The organism is Aquincola tertiaricarbonis, from assembly GCF_023573145.1.
Classification (GTDB): Bacteria; Pseudomonadota; Gammaproteobacteria; order Burkholderiales; family Burkholderiaceae_C; genus Aquincola; species Aquincola tertiaricarbonis_B.
The window spans coordinates 2,422,221-2,439,553 of record NZ_CP097635.1; the positions used below are offsets into that span (position 1 = coordinate 2,422,221).

General features: G+C 67.1%; 18 protein-coding genes. 12 read left to right on the forward strand and 6 right to left on the reverse strand.

Annotation, left to right across the window (positions count from 1 at the left end):
• Positions 1–70: 70 nt before the first annotated feature.
• On the reverse strand, positions 71–1,777 hold the full coding sequence (locus MW290_RS11185) for a tannase/feruloyl esterase family alpha/beta hydrolase (RefSeq protein ID WP_250194735.1): 1,707 nt from the start codon (positions 1,775–1,777) through the stop codon (positions 71–73).
• A gap of 151 nt (positions 1,778–1,928) precedes the next feature.
• On the opposite strand from MW290_RS11185, the gene MW290_RS11190 reads away from it, so the two are divergent.
• A complete protein-coding gene (locus MW290_RS11190; RefSeq protein WP_250194736.1) occupies positions 1,929–2,963 on the forward strand; it encodes a LacI family DNA-binding transcriptional regulator in 1,035 nt (344 codons plus the stop codon).
• Between the two features lie 10 nt (positions 2,964–2,973).
• Here the strand turns inward: MW290_RS11190 and MW290_RS11195 are convergent, their stop codons facing one another.
• The gene (locus MW290_RS11195) at positions 2,974–3,735 is read right to left on the reverse strand and encodes an IclR family transcriptional regulator domain-containing protein (RefSeq protein ID WP_250194737.1); all 762 of its coding nucleotides are present in this window, start codon (positions 3,733–3,735) and stop codon (positions 2,974–2,976) included.
• A gap of 142 nt (positions 3,736–3,877) precedes the next feature.
• On the opposite strand from MW290_RS11195, the gene MW290_RS11200 reads away from it, so the two are divergent.
• The 6 genes from MW290_RS11200 to MW290_RS11225 are packed head-to-tail and all read left to right on the forward strand — an operon-like array spanning position 3,878 to position 9,451.
• Complete coding sequence (locus MW290_RS11200; protein ID WP_250194738.1) at positions 3,878–5,284, forward strand: MFS transporter; 1,407 nt, start codon at positions 3,878–3,880, stop codon at positions 5,282–5,284.
• Positions 5,285–5,290: 6 nt separating this feature from the next.
• Positions 5,291–6,124, forward strand: a complete 834-nt coding sequence (locus MW290_RS11205; protein ID WP_250194739.1) for a shikimate dehydrogenase family protein — start codon at positions 5,291–5,293, stop codon at positions 6,122–6,124.
• A 32-nt stretch (positions 6,125–6,156) separates the two neighbouring features.
• The gene (locus tag MW290_RS11210; protein WP_250194740.1) at positions 6,157–7,032 is read left to right on the forward strand and encodes a VOC family protein; all 876 of its coding nucleotides are present in this window, start codon (positions 6,157–6,159) and stop codon (positions 7,030–7,032) included.
• Between the two features lie 4 nt (positions 7,033–7,036).
• Positions 7,037–7,936 (forward strand): sugar phosphate isomerase/epimerase family protein, encoded by a 900-nt coding sequence (locus MW290_RS11215; protein WP_250194741.1) that lies wholly within the window; start codon positions 7,037–7,039, stop codon positions 7,934–7,936.
• A gap of 2 nt (positions 7,937–7,938) precedes the next feature.
• Positions 7,939–8,784 carry a 3-oxoadipate:acetyl-CoA acetyltransferase gene (locus tag MW290_RS11220; protein ID WP_250194742.1) on the forward strand — a complete coding sequence of 282 codons (846 nt, stop codon included), beginning with the start codon at positions 7,939–7,941 and terminating at the stop codon, positions 8,782–8,784.
• Positions 8,785–8,788: 4 nt separating this feature from the next.
• On the forward strand, positions 8,789–9,451 hold the full coding sequence (locus MW290_RS11225) for an NAD(P)H-binding protein (RefSeq protein WP_250194743.1): 663 nt from the start codon (positions 8,789–8,791) through the stop codon (positions 9,449–9,451).
• A 61-nt stretch (positions 9,452–9,512) separates the two neighbouring features.
• Here the strand turns inward: MW290_RS11225 and MW290_RS11230 are convergent, their stop codons facing one another.
• The 3 genes from MW290_RS11230 to MW290_RS11240 are packed head-to-tail and all read right to left on the reverse strand — an operon-like array spanning position 9,513 to position 13,672.
• Positions 9,513–10,748, reverse strand: coding sequence for an RNA-binding domain-containing protein (locus MW290_RS11230; protein ID WP_250194744.1), 1,236 nt, complete (start codon positions 10,746–10,748; stop codon positions 9,513–9,515).
• Between the two features lie 30 nt (positions 10,749–10,778).
• Entirely contained in the window at positions 10,779–13,436 is a 2,658-nt protein-coding gene (locus MW290_RS11235) for a TrlF family AAA-like ATPase (protein ID WP_250194745.1), read from the reverse strand.
• Entirely contained in the window at positions 13,433–13,672 is a 240-nt protein-coding gene (locus MW290_RS11240; RefSeq protein ID WP_250194746.1) for a hypothetical protein, read from the reverse strand. The genes MW290_RS11235 and MW290_RS11240 overlap by 4 nt, the downstream gene beginning before the upstream one ends.
• A gap of 174 nt (positions 13,673–13,846) precedes the next feature.
• On the opposite strand from MW290_RS11240, the gene MW290_RS11245 reads away from it, so the two are divergent.
• The 3 genes from MW290_RS11245 to MW290_RS11255 all read left to right on the forward strand — a co-directional run bounded on the left by MW290_RS11245 (position 13,847) and on the right by MW290_RS11255 (position 15,727).
• The gene (locus MW290_RS11245) at positions 13,847–14,290 is read left to right on the forward strand and encodes a GNAT family N-acetyltransferase (protein WP_250194747.1); all 444 of its coding nucleotides are present in this window, start codon (positions 13,847–13,849) and stop codon (positions 14,288–14,290) included.
• A gap of 11 nt (positions 14,291–14,301) precedes the next feature.
• On the forward strand, positions 14,302–14,781 hold the full coding sequence (locus MW290_RS11250) for an ASCH domain-containing protein (RefSeq protein ID WP_250194748.1): 480 nt from the start codon (positions 14,302–14,304) through the stop codon (positions 14,779–14,781).
• An 88-nt stretch (positions 14,782–14,869) separates the two neighbouring features.
• Positions 14,870–15,727 (forward strand): hypothetical protein, encoded by an 858-nt coding sequence (locus tag MW290_RS11255; protein ID WP_250194749.1) that lies wholly within the window; start codon positions 14,870–14,872, stop codon positions 15,725–15,727.
• A 4-nt stretch (positions 15,728–15,731) separates the two neighbouring features.
• Here the strand turns inward: MW290_RS11255 and MW290_RS11260 are convergent, their stop codons facing one another.
• Positions 15,732–16,082: a DUF445 family protein gene (locus tag MW290_RS11260; protein WP_310740115.1), complete on the reverse strand. Its 351-nt coding sequence runs from the start codon at positions 16,080–16,082 to the stop codon at positions 15,732–15,734.
• 133 nt (positions 16,083–16,215) lie between these two features.
• On the opposite strand from MW290_RS11260, the gene MW290_RS11265 reads away from it, so the two are divergent.
• Positions 16,216–16,521, forward strand: a complete 306-nt coding sequence (locus MW290_RS11265; protein WP_250194751.1) for a hypothetical protein — start codon at positions 16,216–16,218, stop codon at positions 16,519–16,521.
• 186 nt (positions 16,522–16,707) lie between these two features.
• Complete coding sequence (locus tag MW290_RS11270) at positions 16,708–17,178, forward strand: hypothetical protein (protein WP_250194752.1); 471 nt, start codon at positions 16,708–16,710, stop codon at positions 17,176–17,178.
• Positions 17,179–17,333: the final 155 nt, after the last annotated feature.

Below are 17,333 nucleotides of genomic sequence, written 5' to 3' on the forward strand. Positions count from 1 at the left end.
GTGCCGGGCGCCCGGCCGGCACGCTGCGCGTCACGGGCACCCAGCCAACGCTCGCAGGCACCTTCGATGCTCAGGGCGCCGAGGTGGCGCAGCGGTAGCTGGCCATCAGGCTGGCATCGCCGCCCACGTACTGCGGATAGCCCGGAAAGCGGCACATCGGGCGTGATGCCAGTGTGGTGTAGGGCGCCGTGGTGGCATTGCGCACCTGCGCCAATGCGTCGGCCGGGGCGGTGCCGGTCGTGGACCAGCGGTCCAGCTCGGCCAGCAGGTCGGTGGTGGTGGGCACCAGGGTGCCGGTGGTCAGGCTGGCCGCGGTGCCGCCGTGGTTGGAAGCCGGCGACACGTACAGCCGCATGAAGCCGTCGACCGCCGACTGACCCATCCTGGCCACCACGCTCTGGTAGTACTGAATGCCGGCCATCGGGCTTTGTGCCATGTCACCGCTGTTCTCGCGCACGATCAGCTTGCCGCCGCGCCGCAGGAAGGCCGACAGGTCGGGGTCGGTGGCGTCCATCAGCGCAGACACCTCCTGGATGCGCGTGCGGAAGGTGGCCGCGTCGAAGTTGCGCACGTCGAAGGCCGCGTCGCGCGCGATCACGTAGCGGGCGTAGCTGCTGCCGTAGTTCACACCGCGTGCATCGGTGGCCAGCGGTGTGGGCACCTGGGGCACCTGACCGTTGGTGATCCAGCGGCCGATGCCTTCGCTGCCCGGCTGGATCTCGCCACCGAACAGCCGGCCGGGGTAGGTGGTCAGGCCGTTGGCCAGCGCAAAGGGCATCACCGTGGGGCCGTAGGCGGCCTGCAGCGTGGCCAGCTGCGCATCCGACAGGCAGCTGTCGCCAACGTCGGCGCCACCGGCGCAGCGCAGGCTCTGAAGGTTGAAGCGGGCAGGGCACGCCAGGTAGTTGCTCACCACGCCGTCGGCGATGCCGTCCAGCCCGTCGCAGGCGGTGTTCACCGCATCGGCCACCAGGCGGATCTCGGCGGTGTTGAGCGCGCCGCCGTTGAACTGCGGCTTGCTGAAGTTGATGAAGCCGTTGAACAGCCCCGTCCAATGGATCACCGGCACCACCGACACGATGCCGTCGAAGTCGGCCGGGTACCGCTGTGCCATCACCAGCCCTTCGCGACCGCCCTCCGAGCCGCCGAAGTAGTACTGGCGGCTGGGTGTGCGCAGGTAGTAGCCGGCCATCAGCGCGTGGGCGGTGTCCTTGACCTTCTTGTACGACTCATGCGCGAAGTTCACCAGCATCTCGTCGTTGAGCGCGAAGCGGCCCGGGTCGGTGGCGTTGTAGCTGGTGGCGTCGTGGCCGGAATCGGTGCCGAAGGTGGCGTAGCCCTGGGCCAGTGGCCGCGCCATGCCGGCGGGTGCGTCGCGCAGCGCGGCGGTGCCGTCGATCAGCACGCCATTGAAGCCGCCGCCGCCGTACATCAGCGCCTTCTGGTTCCAGGTGGTGGGCAGGTTGAGCTGGAAGCGGATGGGGTCGGCACCGGCGCTGCGCGCAGCGATGCTGCCTTGCAGCTGGCAGTACTCCGGCAGCTCACCGGCCGCGGGCACCAACACCGCGGCAGTCACGGTCGCCGCGCCGCTGGGCAGGCCGATGCGCGACGGCGCCACGGTGGTGCCGGCCATGCGGGCGCAGGCCTGCTGCAGCTCGGCCACGCCGGGCACCGGCGGCGGCACGTCGCTGTCGCTGCCGCAGGCGCACAGGGTGAGAAGCAGGGCCGAGGCCGCAAAGGCACGGGGCAAGGCGGTGGTGGTGAGACGTGGGTACATCGGGGTCTCCAAGGTCGGCGTCACCAGCAAGATGGTGCGCCTTTGTGATGGCGAGACATGCATGAAACTGCATGTGCAGCCAGTGTTAACGTTGACATCAGCCGCTGCATTGGGACTTACCCGTTGCTGTCGGCTGCCTACACTGCTCGTCATGCCCACGGCCCCCCACGACGAATCTCCAGCGCCCGCCGCCCGGCCGGGCTCGGCCACGGTGCACCACGTGGCCCGGCTGGCCGGGGTTTCCACCATCACGGTATCGCGCGCGCTGCGTGAGCCGGCCAAGCTGGCGCCCGACACGCTGGCGCGTGTGCGCCGGGCCATCGCCGACACCGGCTACGTGCCCAACAGCGCCGCCGGCACATTGCGCATGGCGCGCTCGGGCTTCGTCGCGGCGCTGGTGCCCCATCTGCAGGCCAGCAACTTCGGCCAGCTGTCGGCTGGCCTGACCGAGGTGCTCAGCGCCCACGGCTACCAGCTGCTGATCGGCGAGATCGGCTACGGCGGCGGCCGTGAAGACGAGCTGCTGCGCGCCGCGCTGGGCCGGCGGCCCGAGGGGCTGGTGATCACCGGGGTGCGGCATTCACCCGCGGGCCGCGCGCTGCTGCGGCAGGCCGGCATCCCCATCGTGGAGACCTGGGACCTGGCCGATGAGCCGATCGACATGCGGGTGGGTGCCTCGCACGAGCGCATCGGCGAGGCGGCCTGCGACCACCTCGTCCAACGGGGCCGGCGGTGCCTGGCGCTGGTGTCGGCCGACGATGAACGTTCTTTGCGACGGGCAGCGAGCTTCCTGCAGCGCGCCGCGGAGCTGGGCCTGCCGGCGCCGGTGGCACTGACGGTGGAAGCGCCGAGCACCCATGCCCAGGGCCGCGCGGCGCTGGCCGAATTGCTGGCACGTGCCCCGGACGTGGACGCGGTGTGCTGCAGCTCCGACCTGCTGGCCATGGGCGTGCTGACCGAAGCCCGGGTGCGCGGCATCGAGGTGCCGCGACGGCTGGCGGTGATGGGCGGCGGCGATGCCGAGTTCGCGGCCAGCCTGGCGCCCAGCCTCACCAGCATCCGCATCGACGGGCGCGAGACGGGACGGCAGGCCGGCCAGATGCTGGTGGCCCGGCTGCAACAGCGGCCGCTGCCGCAGCGGCAGGTGGATGTGGGCTTCGAGTTGATGGTGCGCGAAAGCACCTGAGCGTTCTGCGCTACAGCACCCCGCGCAGCAGCTGCGCCGCATCCTGCAGCGGCGGCAGCAGCTTCAGCAGCGCGTCGTCGCCCGGGTAGGCGCGGCTTTGAAAGGTGATGCTCATGGCCGCCACGCAGCGGCCGTGGCGGTCCAGCAGCGGCACGGCCAGGCCGCGCAGGCCGATGTCGGCGTACTGGTCGGCCAGCCAGTAGCCCAGCTGCCGCGCCTGCAGCACCATGGCCCGCAGCTGGTCGGGCTCCACCACCGTCTCGGCCGTGAAGCGGCCGAACTCGGCATCGGCGAACCAGGCGTCCAACTGCGCATCCGTCAGGCTGGCCAGCACCACGAAGCCGGCCGACACCAGATGGGCCTGGATGCGGGCGCCCGGATGAAAGCCGATGGAGATCACCCGCGGCGAGTTGCTGCGGGTGAGGTAGACCACGTCGTGCCCGTCCAGCACGCTCAGGTTGGCGGTTTCGCCGGTCTGCATCGACAGCCGCTGCAGGAAGGGCTGGGCCAGCCGCGGCAGCCTGGCCGCTTCCAGGTAGCTGCGGCCCAGCCTCAGGATGGCCGGCAGCAGCCAGTAGTGCTTGCCGTCGGTGTCGGCATAGCCGTAGTGCACCAGGCTCACCAGGTAGCGGCGGGCAGCGGTGCGTGTGAGCCCGGCCAGCCGACCGCACTCCGAAGCCGTGAGTCGCGGATGCTGATCGGAAAAGCACTCGATCACCCGCAGTCCCTTGCCCAGGCCTTCAATCAGCAGCGAACGGTCGACATCGCTCACGGCGTCTGGCTCCGGACTAACCCTCAATGCGATCGATGATTGATCGCCAGTGACTGATCATCGCACGTTCAGTGCACGTGCGAAACCCCGGATCGTCCCCCGCTGGCTACAGTGAAAACACCTCGAAGACAGGAGACATCCCTTGGCAACCTCGCACGCAAGCCCGCACGGCGGACGTCAGACCCGCAAGGCCACGGCCAGTGGCTGGATCGGTTCTGCATTGGAGTACTACGACTTCTTCATCTACGCCACGGCGGCGTCGCTGATCTTTCCGCAGATCTTCTTTCCCAAGGGTGATCCGACCATCGCCATCGTGGCTTCGCTGGCCACCTACGGCGTGGGCTACGTGGCGCGGCCCATCGGCGCCATCTTCCTGGGCCACTGGGGCGACACGCACGGCCGCAAAAACGTGCTGATCCTGTGCATGTTCCTGATGGGTTTTTCAACCGTGGCGGTGGGCCTGCTGCCCACCTACGACCAGGTCGGCATCCTGGCGCCGGTGCTGCTGGTCATCCTGCGGCTGATCCAGGGCTTTGCGGTGGCGGGCGAGATCTCGGGCGCCAGCTCCATGATCCTGGAGCATGCCCCTTTCGGCCGCCGCGGCTTTTTCGCCAGTTTCACGCTGCAGGGCGTGCAGGCAGGGCAGATCATGGCGGCCGCGGTGTTCCTGCCGCTGGCGCATTACATGCCCACCGAGGCCTTCAACAGCTGGGGCTGGCGCATCCCGTTCCTGCTGAGCTTCATCGTCATCGTGGCCGGCTACATCATCCGCCGCGAAGTGCATGAGACCCCGGCCTTCGCCGAGGTGGGCGCCCGGAAGGCGGTCGTGCGTACGCCGGTGGTACAGGCCGTGACCGAGAGCTGGCGCGACATGCTGCGCGTGGTGTGCATGGCGCTGATGAACGTGATCCCGGTGGTCACCTCCATCTTCGGCGCGGCCTATGCGGTGCAGCAGAGCTACGGCATCGGCTTCAGCAAGGACGTGTACCTGTGGATCCCGGTGCTGGGCAACATCGTGGCGGTGGCCGTGATCCCGCTGGTGGGCAACCTCAGCGACCGCATCGGCCGCCGTCCGCCCATCATCATCGGCGCGCTGCTGTCCGGCTTGCTGTCCTTCGGCTACCTGTACGCCATCAGCATCCACAGCGTCACCATGGCCATCGTGCTGTCGCTGCTGATGTGGGGCCTGGTGTACCAGGGCTACAACGCCGTGTACCCCAGCTTCTACCCCGAGCTGTTCCCCACCCGCACCCGGGTGTCGGCGATGGCCATCTCGCAGAACCTGGGCACCGCCGCCACCGCCATGCTGCCGGCGCTGTTCGCCACCGTGGCGCCTCCCGGGGCGGCCAACATCCCGCTGATCGTGGGCTCGCTCACCCTGGGCATCTGCATCATCTCGGCCATCGCCTGCTTCACCGCCCGCGAGACCTACCGCGTGCGCATGGAAGACCTGGGCAATCCCGATGCGGTGCCCGTGCCCGAAGGGGACTACCACGCCGCGCGGGAACAGGCCCTGGCCCAACCCAAGCTCAAGACGGCCCACGCCTGACCGACCATGATCACCGGCAAGACCCGACTCATCGCGCACTTCGGCTATCCCATCGAGCCGGTCAAGGCGCCCATGATCTACAACCCGTGGTTCGAGCGCCGCGGCATCGCGGCGGTGGTGGTGCCGATGGGCGTGGCGCCGGCCGACTATGCGTCCACCATCGCCACGCTGCGCCGCTTCACCAACTTCCACGGCGCGCTGGTGACCATGCCGCACAAGGTGGCCACGCTGGACCTGGTGGACGAGCTCACGCCCACCGCCCGCATCGCCGGCGCGGCCAACGCCATCCTGCGCCGGCCCGACGGTTCGCTGGTGGGCGACCAGTTCGATGGTGCCGGCTTCGTGCGCGGCGTCATCGGCAAGGGCTGGCAGCCGGCGGGCCGCCGCGTGCTGGTGGCCGGCACCGGCGGCGTGGGCTGCGCCATCGCCGCTTCGCTGGCGGCGGCGGGCGTGGCCGAGATGATGCTGTTCGACACCAGCGACGCCTCGGCCCAGGCGCTGGCCGGCCGGCTGCGCCACCACTACCCGGCCTTGCAGGTGCACACCGGCAGCCGTGATCCGGCGGGCTACGATCTGGTCGTCAACGCCACCCCGCTGGGAATGAAGCCCGACGATCCGCTGCCCTTCGACGTCACCCGCATCGCGCCCGGCACCTTCGTGGGCGAGGTGGTGATGACCCAGAAGTACACCCCGCTGCTGCAGGCCGCGCGGGCCAGGGGCTGCCCGGTGCAGGTGGGCACCGACATGCTCTTCGAGATGATTCCCGCCTACCTCGAGTTCTTCGGCTTCGGCACCGCCACCGTCGAAGAGCTGACCGAGACCGCGGTCCTGGAACACTGACCGCCTGCCCACTTTTCCATCCTCAAAAGCACATGGCCAACACCTTGAACCGTGAAGACATCGGCGAGCTGCCCAACCCCCTGGGCCTGGCTGGCCTGGAGTTCATCGAGTACTCGACCGCCCGGCCGCAGGCGCTGGGCCAGGTGCTGGAGATGGTGGGCTTCTCGCCGGTGGCGCGCCACCGCTCGCGCGAGGTGACGCTGTACCGCCAGGGCCCGATGAACGTCATCGTCAACGCGCACGACGTGGTGGCGCCCGAAGGCGCGGGCGGCACGCCGGCGGTGATCGCCGCGCTGGCCTTCCGCGTGCGTGATGCCGGCGCCGCCTACCGCCAGGCGCTGGACAACGGCGCCTGGGCCGTGCCCGTCAACATCGAGCCGATGGAGCTGCACATCCCTGCCATCCACGGCGTGGGCAGCAGCCGGCTCTACTTCGTCGACCGCTGGCGCGAGTTCTCGATCTACGACGTCGACTTCGTGCCCATCCCGTCGGTGGAGCGGCATCCGCCTTCGGCCTGCAGCCTGAGCTGGTTCGGCGTGGTGCAGTACATCGGCAACGACCGCACCGAAGACTGGACCGAGTTCTACCGCGCGCTCTTCGGCTTCGAGCCGGTGCCGCCCGAAACCACCTTCGGCATCCTGCCCAAGGGCCGTGTGCTCAAGAGCCCCTGTGGCAGCTTCTACCTGCAGCTGATCGAGCCCGAGCCCGGCATCCTGGACGTGGAAGACGACGAGACCCTGGCCCGCGTGGCCTTCGCCACGCCCGACGTGGTAGGCACCGTCGCCCACATGCGCGAGCGGGGCGTCGAGTTCCACGAAACCGAGCGCGTGCACACCGATGTGCGGGGCGCGCTCACCAAGGGCCTGCTGCACGGCCTGTCGTTCGAGCTGGTGCACGCGCAAAGGTGACGCGATGAGCCAGACCACGCAAGGCAACTTCGCCGACTTCGGCATCGACACCATCTCGCTGGCCGGCCCGCTGGAGCCCAAGCTCAAGGCCGCCCGCGAAGCCGGCTTCTCGCAGATCATGCTCAGCGCCCGCGACGTGGTGGGCCACCCCGACGGGCTGGACGCCGCCGTGGCCGCGGTGCAGGCCAGCGGCCTGCGCGTTACCGGCTTCCAGGTGCTGCGCGACTTCGAAGGCCTGAGCGGCCACCTGCACGACTACAAGGTCGATGTCGCCAAGTCCATGCTGGACCTGTGCCGCCGCCTGGGCGCCAAGGTGCTGCTGGTGTGTTCCACCACCTCGGTGCATGCACAGGAAGACCGCGAGCACATGGCGCGCGACCTGCGCAAGTTGGCCATGCTGGCGGTGCCGCTGGGCATCCGCATCGCGTATGAGGCCTTGTCCTGGGGCCGCCACGTCAACGAGTTTCCGCAGGCCTGGGACGTGGTGCTGCGTGCCGACATGCCCAACCTGGGCATCGGGCTCGACAGCTTCCATGCCTTTGCCACCAAGACCGCGGCCGACGAGCTGGACCTGATCGACCCCTACAAGATCTTCCTGGTGCAGCTGGCCGACTTCATGTGGCAGGAGATCCGCTCGGTGGAAGAGCGCATCACCACCGCGCGGCACTTCCGCGTGTTCCCGGGTGAGGGCGTGCACAGCGCCGAGGTGGCCGACTGGGTGCTGCGGCTGCACCGCCTGGGCTACCGCGGCGACTACAGCTTCGAGGTGTTCAACGACGACTACCAGCAGATGCCGCTGCCCACCGTGGCCGCACGCGCCCGCCGCAGCGCGCTGTGGCTGGGCGAGACGGTGCTGCGCCGCTCCGTTCCCCTGCCCAACGCCATCAAGCTGAAGAGAGCCTGACCATGTCCCAGCCTTGCATCATCTCCGTCGCCATCACCGGCTCGCTGCCGCGCAAGAAGGACAACCCGGCGGTGCCGGTCACGCCCAGCGAGCAGATCGAGTCCACGCATGCTGCGTACGAGGCCGGGGCCACGCTGGTGCACCTGCATGTGCGCAACGACGACGAGACGCCCACCTCGGCGCCCGAGCGTTTTGCCGAGGTGCTGGCCGGCATCCGCAAGCATTGCCCGCTGATCATCACCCAGGTGTCCACCGGCGGCCGTTCGGGTGCCGGGCGTGAGCGTGGCGGCATGCTGCACCTGCGGCCCGACATGGCCTCGCTGGCTACAGGCTCGGTGAACTTTCCCACCCGCGTGTACGACAACGCGCCCGACCTGGTGGACTGGCTGGCCGCCGAGATGAAGCAGTACGGCATCAAGCCCGAAGTGGAAGCCTTCGACCTGTCGATGATCTTCAAGGCCGCCGAGATGCACGCCGACGGCCGTATCGGCGTCGGGCCGCTGCATGTGCAGTTCGTGATGGGCGTGAAGAACGCGATGCCGGTGGACCGCGAGGTCTTCGAGTTCTACGTGAAGACGCTGCGCCGCCTGGCCCCCGACGCCACCTGGACCGGCGCCGGCATCGGCCGCCACCAGATCGAGCTGGTCCGCTGGTCGCTGGAACTGGGCGGCCACTGCCGCACCGGCCTGGAAGACAACGTTCGCCTGGACCGCGAGACCCTGGCCCCCTCCAACGCCGCGCTGGTGCGCCAGGTGGCCGAGCTGTGCGAACAGTACGGCCGCCGCGTGGCGACGCCCGAAGAGGCGCGGGCAATGCTGAAGCTGGGCGCCCCGGGGTCGCTGGCCTGAGCTCGTGAATTCGGCAGCACGCCAGCCCCGGCTCGCCCAACGCTTGCTGCTGGTCGGGGCCACCGGCCTGGTGGGTCGTCACGTGCTGCAGCGGGCGCTGGCCGACCCGCGGGTGGCGTCCATCGTGGCGCCCACCCGGCGACCTTTGCCGGCCCATGCCAAGCTGTGGGCCCCCGCGGTGGACTATGAGCGGCTGGATGAAGACGCCGCCTGGTGGCGTGCAGATGCCGTCATCTGCACCCTGGGCACCACGCTGCGCACCGCAGGCTCGAAAGCCGCCTTTCGCCGCGTGGACCACGACCATCCGTTGGCGGTGGCGCGACGGGCCCACGCCCACGGCACGCCGACCTACGTACTGAACTCGGCGATCGGCGCGGATGCCGCCTCGCGGTTCTTCTACAACCGCGTCAAGGGCGAGCTGGAAGAGGCCCTGCAGCAGGTCGGCTTCGCGTCATTGACGCTGGTGCGGCCCGGGTTGATCGGTGGGCAGCGGGACGAGTTCAGGCTGGGGGAGCGCCTGGCGGCCAGCGTGCTGCGTGCGGTGGGGCCGATGCTGCCCAGGCGTTGGCGGTTGAACCCGGCTGAGCACATTGCGCAGGCGCTGCTGGAGGCGGCGCTGGCGGCGCGGCCGGGGGTGAGCGTGATCGGGGCTGAGCGGATGGCCTGAGGCCACGCTGAGTAAGCCGCTGCCTGGTAACCGACCGGCTGCGCAGCCACCGACGGCCAGCCTATTCGTGTGCGGCTGAAGGCAGGGTGACCCGGACAAAATCTTCAGTAGCCTCGAACTGCGCATCCCGTCCCGTGAAGTCGCGCGTCAGCGGCACGATCTTCCTGCGCACACCCATGCCGCGCTGCTCAACGTAGCCATAGTCGCGCATGACTTCCATGATGACCGGGTTGCGTGCGGAGCGTTGTCCAGCCAGCATCTTTTCGATCGTCATCGAGTTCTGCAGCGCGCCCGGGCTCGTGATTGCCAGGCGGTCGGCGTAGTTGACGATCTCCACTTCCAAGGGCCGTGTCCAGTCGCGGTGAACGAGGGCGTTGACCATCGCTTCACGCACGGCTTCAGCGGCAAAGCGCAGTCCGGTGTGACGCCTCAATCCCTCCTGCAAGGCATCCGAGTGCACCTCGATGAAAGGTTTCATGCGGCTGGACAGGCGTTCGATCAGGCCGTCGTCAACGGACGGCTGGCCGTGATCGCCGGTCCACAGTGCCACCAGCGGGCCATCGATCACGCTGTCGTCCTGCGCCTGGTAGCTCATGTCGGTGCCGCTGAACGACATCCACCGCACCCCGGCGTATCGCATCTTCTGGCGCGGGCTGTGCCCGAAGAGCACCAGCCCGGCGATCGAGCAGACGGGTTCTCCTTCGTCACGTGCCACCATGAACCCCAGCCCGAGAAGGCGCTGATGCCAGGTGACTGGATCGGCGGGCGCTGCCGGATCTCCGACCACGCGCAGGAGATAGTCCTCCAGGCGTGCGCGGTCCAGGTCATTCAGCGCTGTGCCCGACACCGGCAGCAACTCTGCATGAAGCATCCCGCCGCTCTCAAACAGCCGTGCGAGCTGCTCTCGTGTCGCTCGACGAGAGGTGCTGCCTACGCGCACGTAGACCTCTTCCCGGTCGTTGTGCCGAACCGCGTACGGCTTTGCACTGCCTTCGGTGATCGTGATCACGGCGACTCGTTGGCCATCGTCCAAAGTCACGACCTCGAAGTAGGGCAGGATCATCGGGTGCACATACCGGCCAAACACGGTATCCATCACCCATTGCTCCAGATCGTGGCGCTGGATGCCGCTGATGCTGCCATCGTCCTCCACGCCCAGCAGAACCTTGCCACCCTTCAGGTTGGCCAGGGCAACGATCTCCCTTGCCAGCTGTTCTGGGCGCAGGTCATCCCGCTTGAACTCGACGCCTGAGTTCTCGCCGTTCGCGATCAGCTGCAGCAGGTCACTTTTGAGCATGGCCACTCCAAGAGCGCGTTAGCGCCAGCATCAAAACTCATACTTGGCCTTGCGCTGCATGAACGCATCGCGGCCACCTTCGAGGATCGTGGCGACACTGTCCCGGATCGCCGGAACGTCGATCGAGCCCTGGGCATCGGCTGCCAGACTGCCGTGCGCATCCGTTGCGGTGAACACGCCGATCCACTCGGCGTCGCCGAACACGGGAATGTTGGCGTTGTGCGTGGCAAAGATGAACTGGCGCTGCGTCTTGGCCCTGCGAAGCTCACGCACGATGCGCTCGGCGATGAAGGCGTTGTCGAGGTTGTCTTCGGGCTGGTCCATCACCAGCGGGTCGCGGTTGTCCAGCAGCAGCAGGTGAAGGATGGCGGTGCACTGTTGCCCCGTGGACAGCCGCTCCAGCGGTTTGAACACAGGGGCCGCATCCCCCGGCTTCACATTGAGTTCAATGCGGACCCGGTGCGCCAGCTCCAAGGACTCCAGCGCCATCACCTGAGAGCGCGGCAACTTGCTCAGCGCTTCGGCCACGACGGGCGTCAGACCCCAGTCAGCAAAAAGCGCTGCCGGGCCTTCCCGGATGCTGTTCGCCAGCGCGATCGTCGAGAGGGCGCTTGCTTCGTCGATCCAGGCCAGGCGACGTTCTCCAACCCCCTCCAGTCGGCAGTTGAGCAGGAAGTCTTTGAGCGGACGACGGTCACCCTCTGGCTGGATCTCGATGCGCAAGCGACCTTCGAGACGGCGGTTCAGCTTCTTGGCGGCGGCCTGCAGAGCCTGAAGCCGCGCATGGCGCTGATCGGACAGCTCGGACAGCAGGTTCCTGCGCTCCTGCTGCAGGCTCTCGGTGAGCTGCTGGAAGGTGGCCATTCTCGACTGCAGCGGACGGATGCGTTCGATCTCCTGTTGCAGTGTCTGGTAAGCCACGCCGATCTGCTGACCGGTGCGCCCTGCCGCAGAAGGCAGGCTGCGCAGAGCCGCATCCATCTCGGCCTGCGCTGCCGCCTGCGCCGCCTGCCACGCTTGGCGGGCCGCCTGCATATCCGTCGTGCTCCGACCGAGCAGCCCTTGTCCCTGCGCGATCAAGGCGGCCATGGAGCGGCGGAGTTCCTCCAGCAGTGTCCGCATCGCCACCAGTTGAGGAGCGTGGGGCAAACCCTCCAGGGCCTTGTCACTCATGAAGGTGGTGTCGGGCAGCGCATCCTGAAGGGTTGCCATCGCGGATTGCAATCCGTTCAGCTCCTCCTTCGCACGGGCGTCGATCTGGCGCTCGCGTTCAAGCAGCGGAACACGCGCGAGTTTGTCCTTCAGGCCCAGCGCCTCGTAGCTCTGCAACTGTTCCTGCAGCTTGGGCAGCCGGTTCAGCTGTTCGCGCAGCATGTCTGCATCGTCGAGGGCCTTGGTGAGCTTCTCGGCGTTGTCTCGCAGCCGCTTGTGCACGGTGTCCAGGTGAGCCTGACGGTCGTGGTCGGGCGGCAGGAACCTCTCCAGAAGCCGCAGGCGGCTCCCTTCGTCCTGCGCCAGCTCGTAGATCTCGTTCTGGCCGTAGATGTCCAGGTCGGGCAGCAGGTCGCGCGGCGACAGCGTGGAGACCTGGCCTTGCTCATCACGCACGATCGGGGCTTCGCCAAATTTGCGGGTGACGACGTAGCGCTTGCCATGCTGTGCGAACGAGGTGAGTTGCACCTCCACCCGGCCCAAGTCCCTGCCCAGGTTTTCCTTGATGATCTCGCTGTGCTGCTTGCGGGCCTGCATGCCTTTGGGAACTACGTCCAACGCAAACCGAAGGCACTCGATCAAGGTCGACTTGCCCGTCCCGCGCCCGCCGATCACCGTGTCCAGGTGGCCGGACAGCAGCGCTTCCATGCCGTCGAGGTAGCCCCCACTGACCTTGACGCTGTGGATCGCGCTGGGCTTGTCTTGGGGTTGCTCGGCGTTCAGCCGTACGCGCGACTCCGGGTCGAGAAACGCCACCTTGAACGCGGCGAAGGTCGGGCGGGTCATCTTGATCCAGCAGGTGGCGCCCGGATGCGCGAGGTCTGCCGGCTTGGCGACGTCCTTCGCATTGATCGCAGCCATCAGGTGCTCACGCGCGTACGCCTTGTCCTTGTTCAAGAACACCCTGCGGTAGAAGTCGTCGTCCTGCCCCTTCAACTGGTCGATGCTGCCGGGTATCTGCGCCGCCCGCAGCTTGGGCAGTTGCCATACGTGACTCATCCGTTGCTTGAGAAGGCCCCGGTCCTCGGTGCAATGGGCCGCGTAGATGAAGCCCCCCAGTTGGTCGACGACGGCATCGATCAGTTGTTCTGAGCTGAGCTTCGATGGCCGGACGCCGTCCTGCGGCTCCAGCAGGTCGAGCTTGCCCAGGTAACGCTCCAGCTGCTGGCAAGACGTGTCCTCCGGGAACAGGCAGACGAAATGTGTCTTGTCGTTCGAAGCGATCTCGAACCCCGGAAAGACCACGATGCCGGCCGGTTCCAGCACCTGACGCGCAGCATCGATGCTGGAGACGCTGCCATGGTCGGCCATGCCGACGACGCGAATGTCGAGCGCCTGGCATTGCTGCAGCAAGGCCTGGTTGTACGCCTCCTCAGACATGGCGTGGCCAGCGCCCCGGTAGGCGCCGTGATAGCCGGCGGGGTTGACCTGCAAGGCGCAGCGCCAGAAACGTGCATAGGGGTATGGCCCGTTCATGCACGACTCCTCTTGGTCTTCGTGTCCGGACTCGACAGGCTGCCGGTGGTCGCATGGGGCAGCGCCTCGGCCGGCACGCCGGTCAGGGGGTAGCCGTGGCTGCGGCAGTAGGCGATGACCATCACCTCCAGCATGTTGGCCGCACTGCGCATTTCGCGCTCGGCGGCTGCCTGCAGTGCAGCCTTGATGGGGGGCTCGACGCGCACGCTGACCACTTCGGACTTGCCTGCCGCCATGAGGCCACTCCTGTGAGTAAGTTGCTATCAGAACGCTAGCTTACCGCGGCGACCGATGACCGTCGGCTTCGCGGCTGCTCGCACATTCAGCAGGCCGGCCGATCTGCACCTGAGGCAGCGAACGCTGAGGTATCGATGTTCCCTTGCTTCGCGTGGCCGCGCTTATGCTGCAGCATGGCCCTCGAATCCCCCAACCAGCCCGAAGTGCTCACCCTGATCGCCGAGCTGGATGCCTACCAGGACACGCTGTATCCGCCTGAAGCCCGCTACGCCCTGGACCTCGCTTCGTTGATGCAGCCGAACGTGGCCTTTGCGGTGGCGCGTGATGCGCAAGGCAAGGCGGTGGCCTGCGGCGCGGTGGTCATGGCCGACGGCGCCGGTGAGCTCAAGCGCATGTACGTACAGCCCGCCTCACGCGGGCAGGGCGTGGCAGACGAAGTGCTGACCTGTCTGGAAGCCGCTGCGCGGGCCGGTGGCTGCAGCAGCCTGCGGCTGGAGACGGGCCCTTACCAGTCGGCTGCCCTGTCGTTCTACGCCCGTCACGGCTTCACGCGCTGCGGCCCCTTCGGCGACTATCCCGACCATCCGTTGAGCGTGTTCATGCACAAGGCCTTGTAGCCGCCATGCCGATGCCCCTACCGAGCCACCTCATCGCCTACTGGTCTGACTTCTGCCTCGCCACCGGCCGCCCGGTCGACACGGGTTGCTACGAAGCCTTCGCCTTCGGCGACAGTGAAGCCATGGCCGAGGAGCTGGGCGCGCTGGTGCTGCAAGGCATCAAGCGCGCCACCGCGGCCTGCCTGTGGGCGCACGAGGCGGAGGCCAAGCCGCTGCCGCGGCCCGGCGACCTCAGCATCGTCACCCGCTGGAACGGCGAGCCGCTGTGCGTGATCGAGACGCGGTCGGTGGTGGTCATGCCCTTCTCGCAGGTGGACGCCGACTTCGCCGCGACGGAAGGCGAAGGCGATGGTTCCCTGGCGTTCTGGCGCGAAGCGCACTGCGCCTTCTTCACCCGCGAATGCCAACGGCTGGGCCGGGTCTTCACCGAAGACATGCCGGTGGTGTGCGAGCGCTTCGAGCGGGTGTATCCGCTTCCTCCGCTTGATTAGGGATTCGTCGGCGGCGTTTGCCTGCCACAGTCGCTCCATGGCCTGGCCGATCTCCCGTCCGGGCGGGTCAGACGGAGAAAGAGCCCTCATGACCGAAAACGTCGTTCCCATCGGACCTGACCCGGTTGTGCCTTCTGTTCAACGACCGGCTTCGCTGCACATCGACCTGTTCCCGAGGGTGGAAAGCGGCCGCGAAGCGATCGAAGATCCGGAATTCATCGCGGCGCTCAACCGCCTGCGCGGGCTGTCCAGCTTCATCCTGCAAGTGGCGGCTCCTTCCGACGACCTGGTCTGCCAGGCCGCCCGCCTTGGCGGACTCAACCAGCTTCGACGCGCATTCCCATCCAAGGGCCGTCCTGCAGAGTTTGAAGAGTGGCAGGCCGTCGAGGTCCGCACCCAAGTCATCTGGGGCGCGTTGTCCGAGGCTCACCGCCGCAAGTTCCTCGCAACCCAGACGCCCGGCTGGATTTCGTACCTGATCTCGGCTTTCATCGTCATGGCAGCAGCCTCGTTGGTGGTGGCGGTGCTGATACGCACCGACGTGATACGACCCATCCCCGGCGGCATCTTGATTCCCTTCCTGTTGTGGATCATCGCGCTCGGCGCCATTGGCGCTGCGGCCTCGATCGGGATGAATGCCTTGTCCGTGCAGGACGACGCCACCTTCGACGTCAGCAGCGGCAAGTTCATCTGGCTGCGGCTGGTGCTGGGCGCCCTGTTCGGCACGGTGTTGACGCTGCCGCTGGGGTTTGACACCTTCGATACCTTCCTCAAAGGCTTCGGCCAGGCCCCAGCGTCGAAAGTCACGGCGGACGCGGCCAAGCAAGCGGGCTTGCTGCTGCTGCCTTTCATCCTCGGCTTCAGCACGTCGCTGGTGATTCTGGTGTTGAACCGGCTCATCGAATCGGCGCAGACCTTCTTCGGCAAGCCTGCCAAGGCCGGCTAAGGCCTCAGCCGCCCACCCACTCCAGCCCCCGCGCCAGCGCAAACAGCAGCCCGCCGATCAGCCCGCCCACCAGCGTGCCGCTGATGCGGATGGACTGCAGGTCGGGGCCGATGTGCAGTTCCACCTGGCGGGCCATGTCCTGCGGGTCCCAGGCGCGCACGGTGTTGCTGATGTGGCGCACCAGGTGGTCGGCCAGGCGCGGCGCCAGGTCGGCCGACAGCTGCACCACATGCTCGGCCAGCGAGCGGCGCAGCGCCTCGTCCTCGCTGAGCTTGCAGCCCACCCACTGGCCCAGGCACTGCACCTGGGCGGCCATCACCGATTCTTCGGCGGGCCGGCCGATGTCGTCGCTGATCCATGCCGGATGCGCTGCTGCTCAGGCGTCAGCGGTTTGCCGGCGCCCGGACGTCCTGCGACTTCCCCGTCGAACTGCTGCAACCCACTGCGCACGGCGCTGTCCGTCAGGAATCATCTTCACTACTTGCCGCTTGAACGCCGGTTCCATCTTCCGGCGTTCGCGGCGGGGCTTCTTCTCTGTCATGCTGGTCTTCGTCTCAGCAGCCAAGAGCCCTTATCGAGGTGTCCGAAGAAATTGGACCATGACAGAAGTCGAGCCACGGCTGAGCGTCGTACTCGAAGCCTTAGACCGTGCGTACGAAGGGAAACTTGGCGATCAACAGGCCCATCTGGATGCGCCGCTCGTCCGGGCGGGCGACCTCGGCTGTGCACAGCATCTTCAACGTCTCACGCAGGTTCAGCTCGGCACGGGCGGCCTGCAAGGCTTGGAGCGCTGACGCTTCTTGACGCGTGTGCGCCGTCGCCGACCGCCTGACATTGGCGGACCGCCTACGTCTTGTGAGGCATGCGCTCTTGGTGCGGGTGAGGGCCTGTTGCTCGTCGCAGGCTCTGCCTCTTTAACGGCACTCGCGTCCCATTGCGCGCATAGGTGTTATTCCCCATTCAACCGGACTGCAACTCACATGAAGACACGTCGCGAACTTTCAAAACTAGCGTTGAGCCTGTTGCTCTGCACTTCGCCAATGCTGAGCCCCAAAGCCTTTGCGCAGGAGCAGCCAAGGCTCTACCTCGGATTAACACCAGGGCACACGGCAGATATCAGCGCGCGGAAGATTGCCGAAGCCCTGCGGACGCAACTGCGCTTGAGCTACCGGGTTGAAAACAAGGCGGGCGACATGACCAGGATGGCATTAAAGGCATTCCGCGAAGATCCAGGTGCCGACGCAAAGATGATTCTGACAACGTCGGACGAAAAATATCCATCGGTGTCTGACCTTGTGCTCGTTGCACCCATCGGTCAGGTTTTTTCCCGAGCTCTGGGCCCCTTGGAGTTCGGCCTCTACGCCGATCGGCAGATGCCAGCGGCCAAAGTTGAAGCGATTCGAGGGGTCGTGGAGCAACTGGTGACGACCGGTGTCATCCCTCCCAACTGAGGGTTGCTTGATCTTGCTTTGAGAGTATAGGACCTTGAACATGAGAGTACATCCATCGAAGTCAGGCGTCGGTCTCACGGGCGGCTTATCAGCGGCTGTGCTTTTGCTGGGCGCAGTGTTGGCAGATGATGCGATTGCGCAATCCCCGCGCCCGC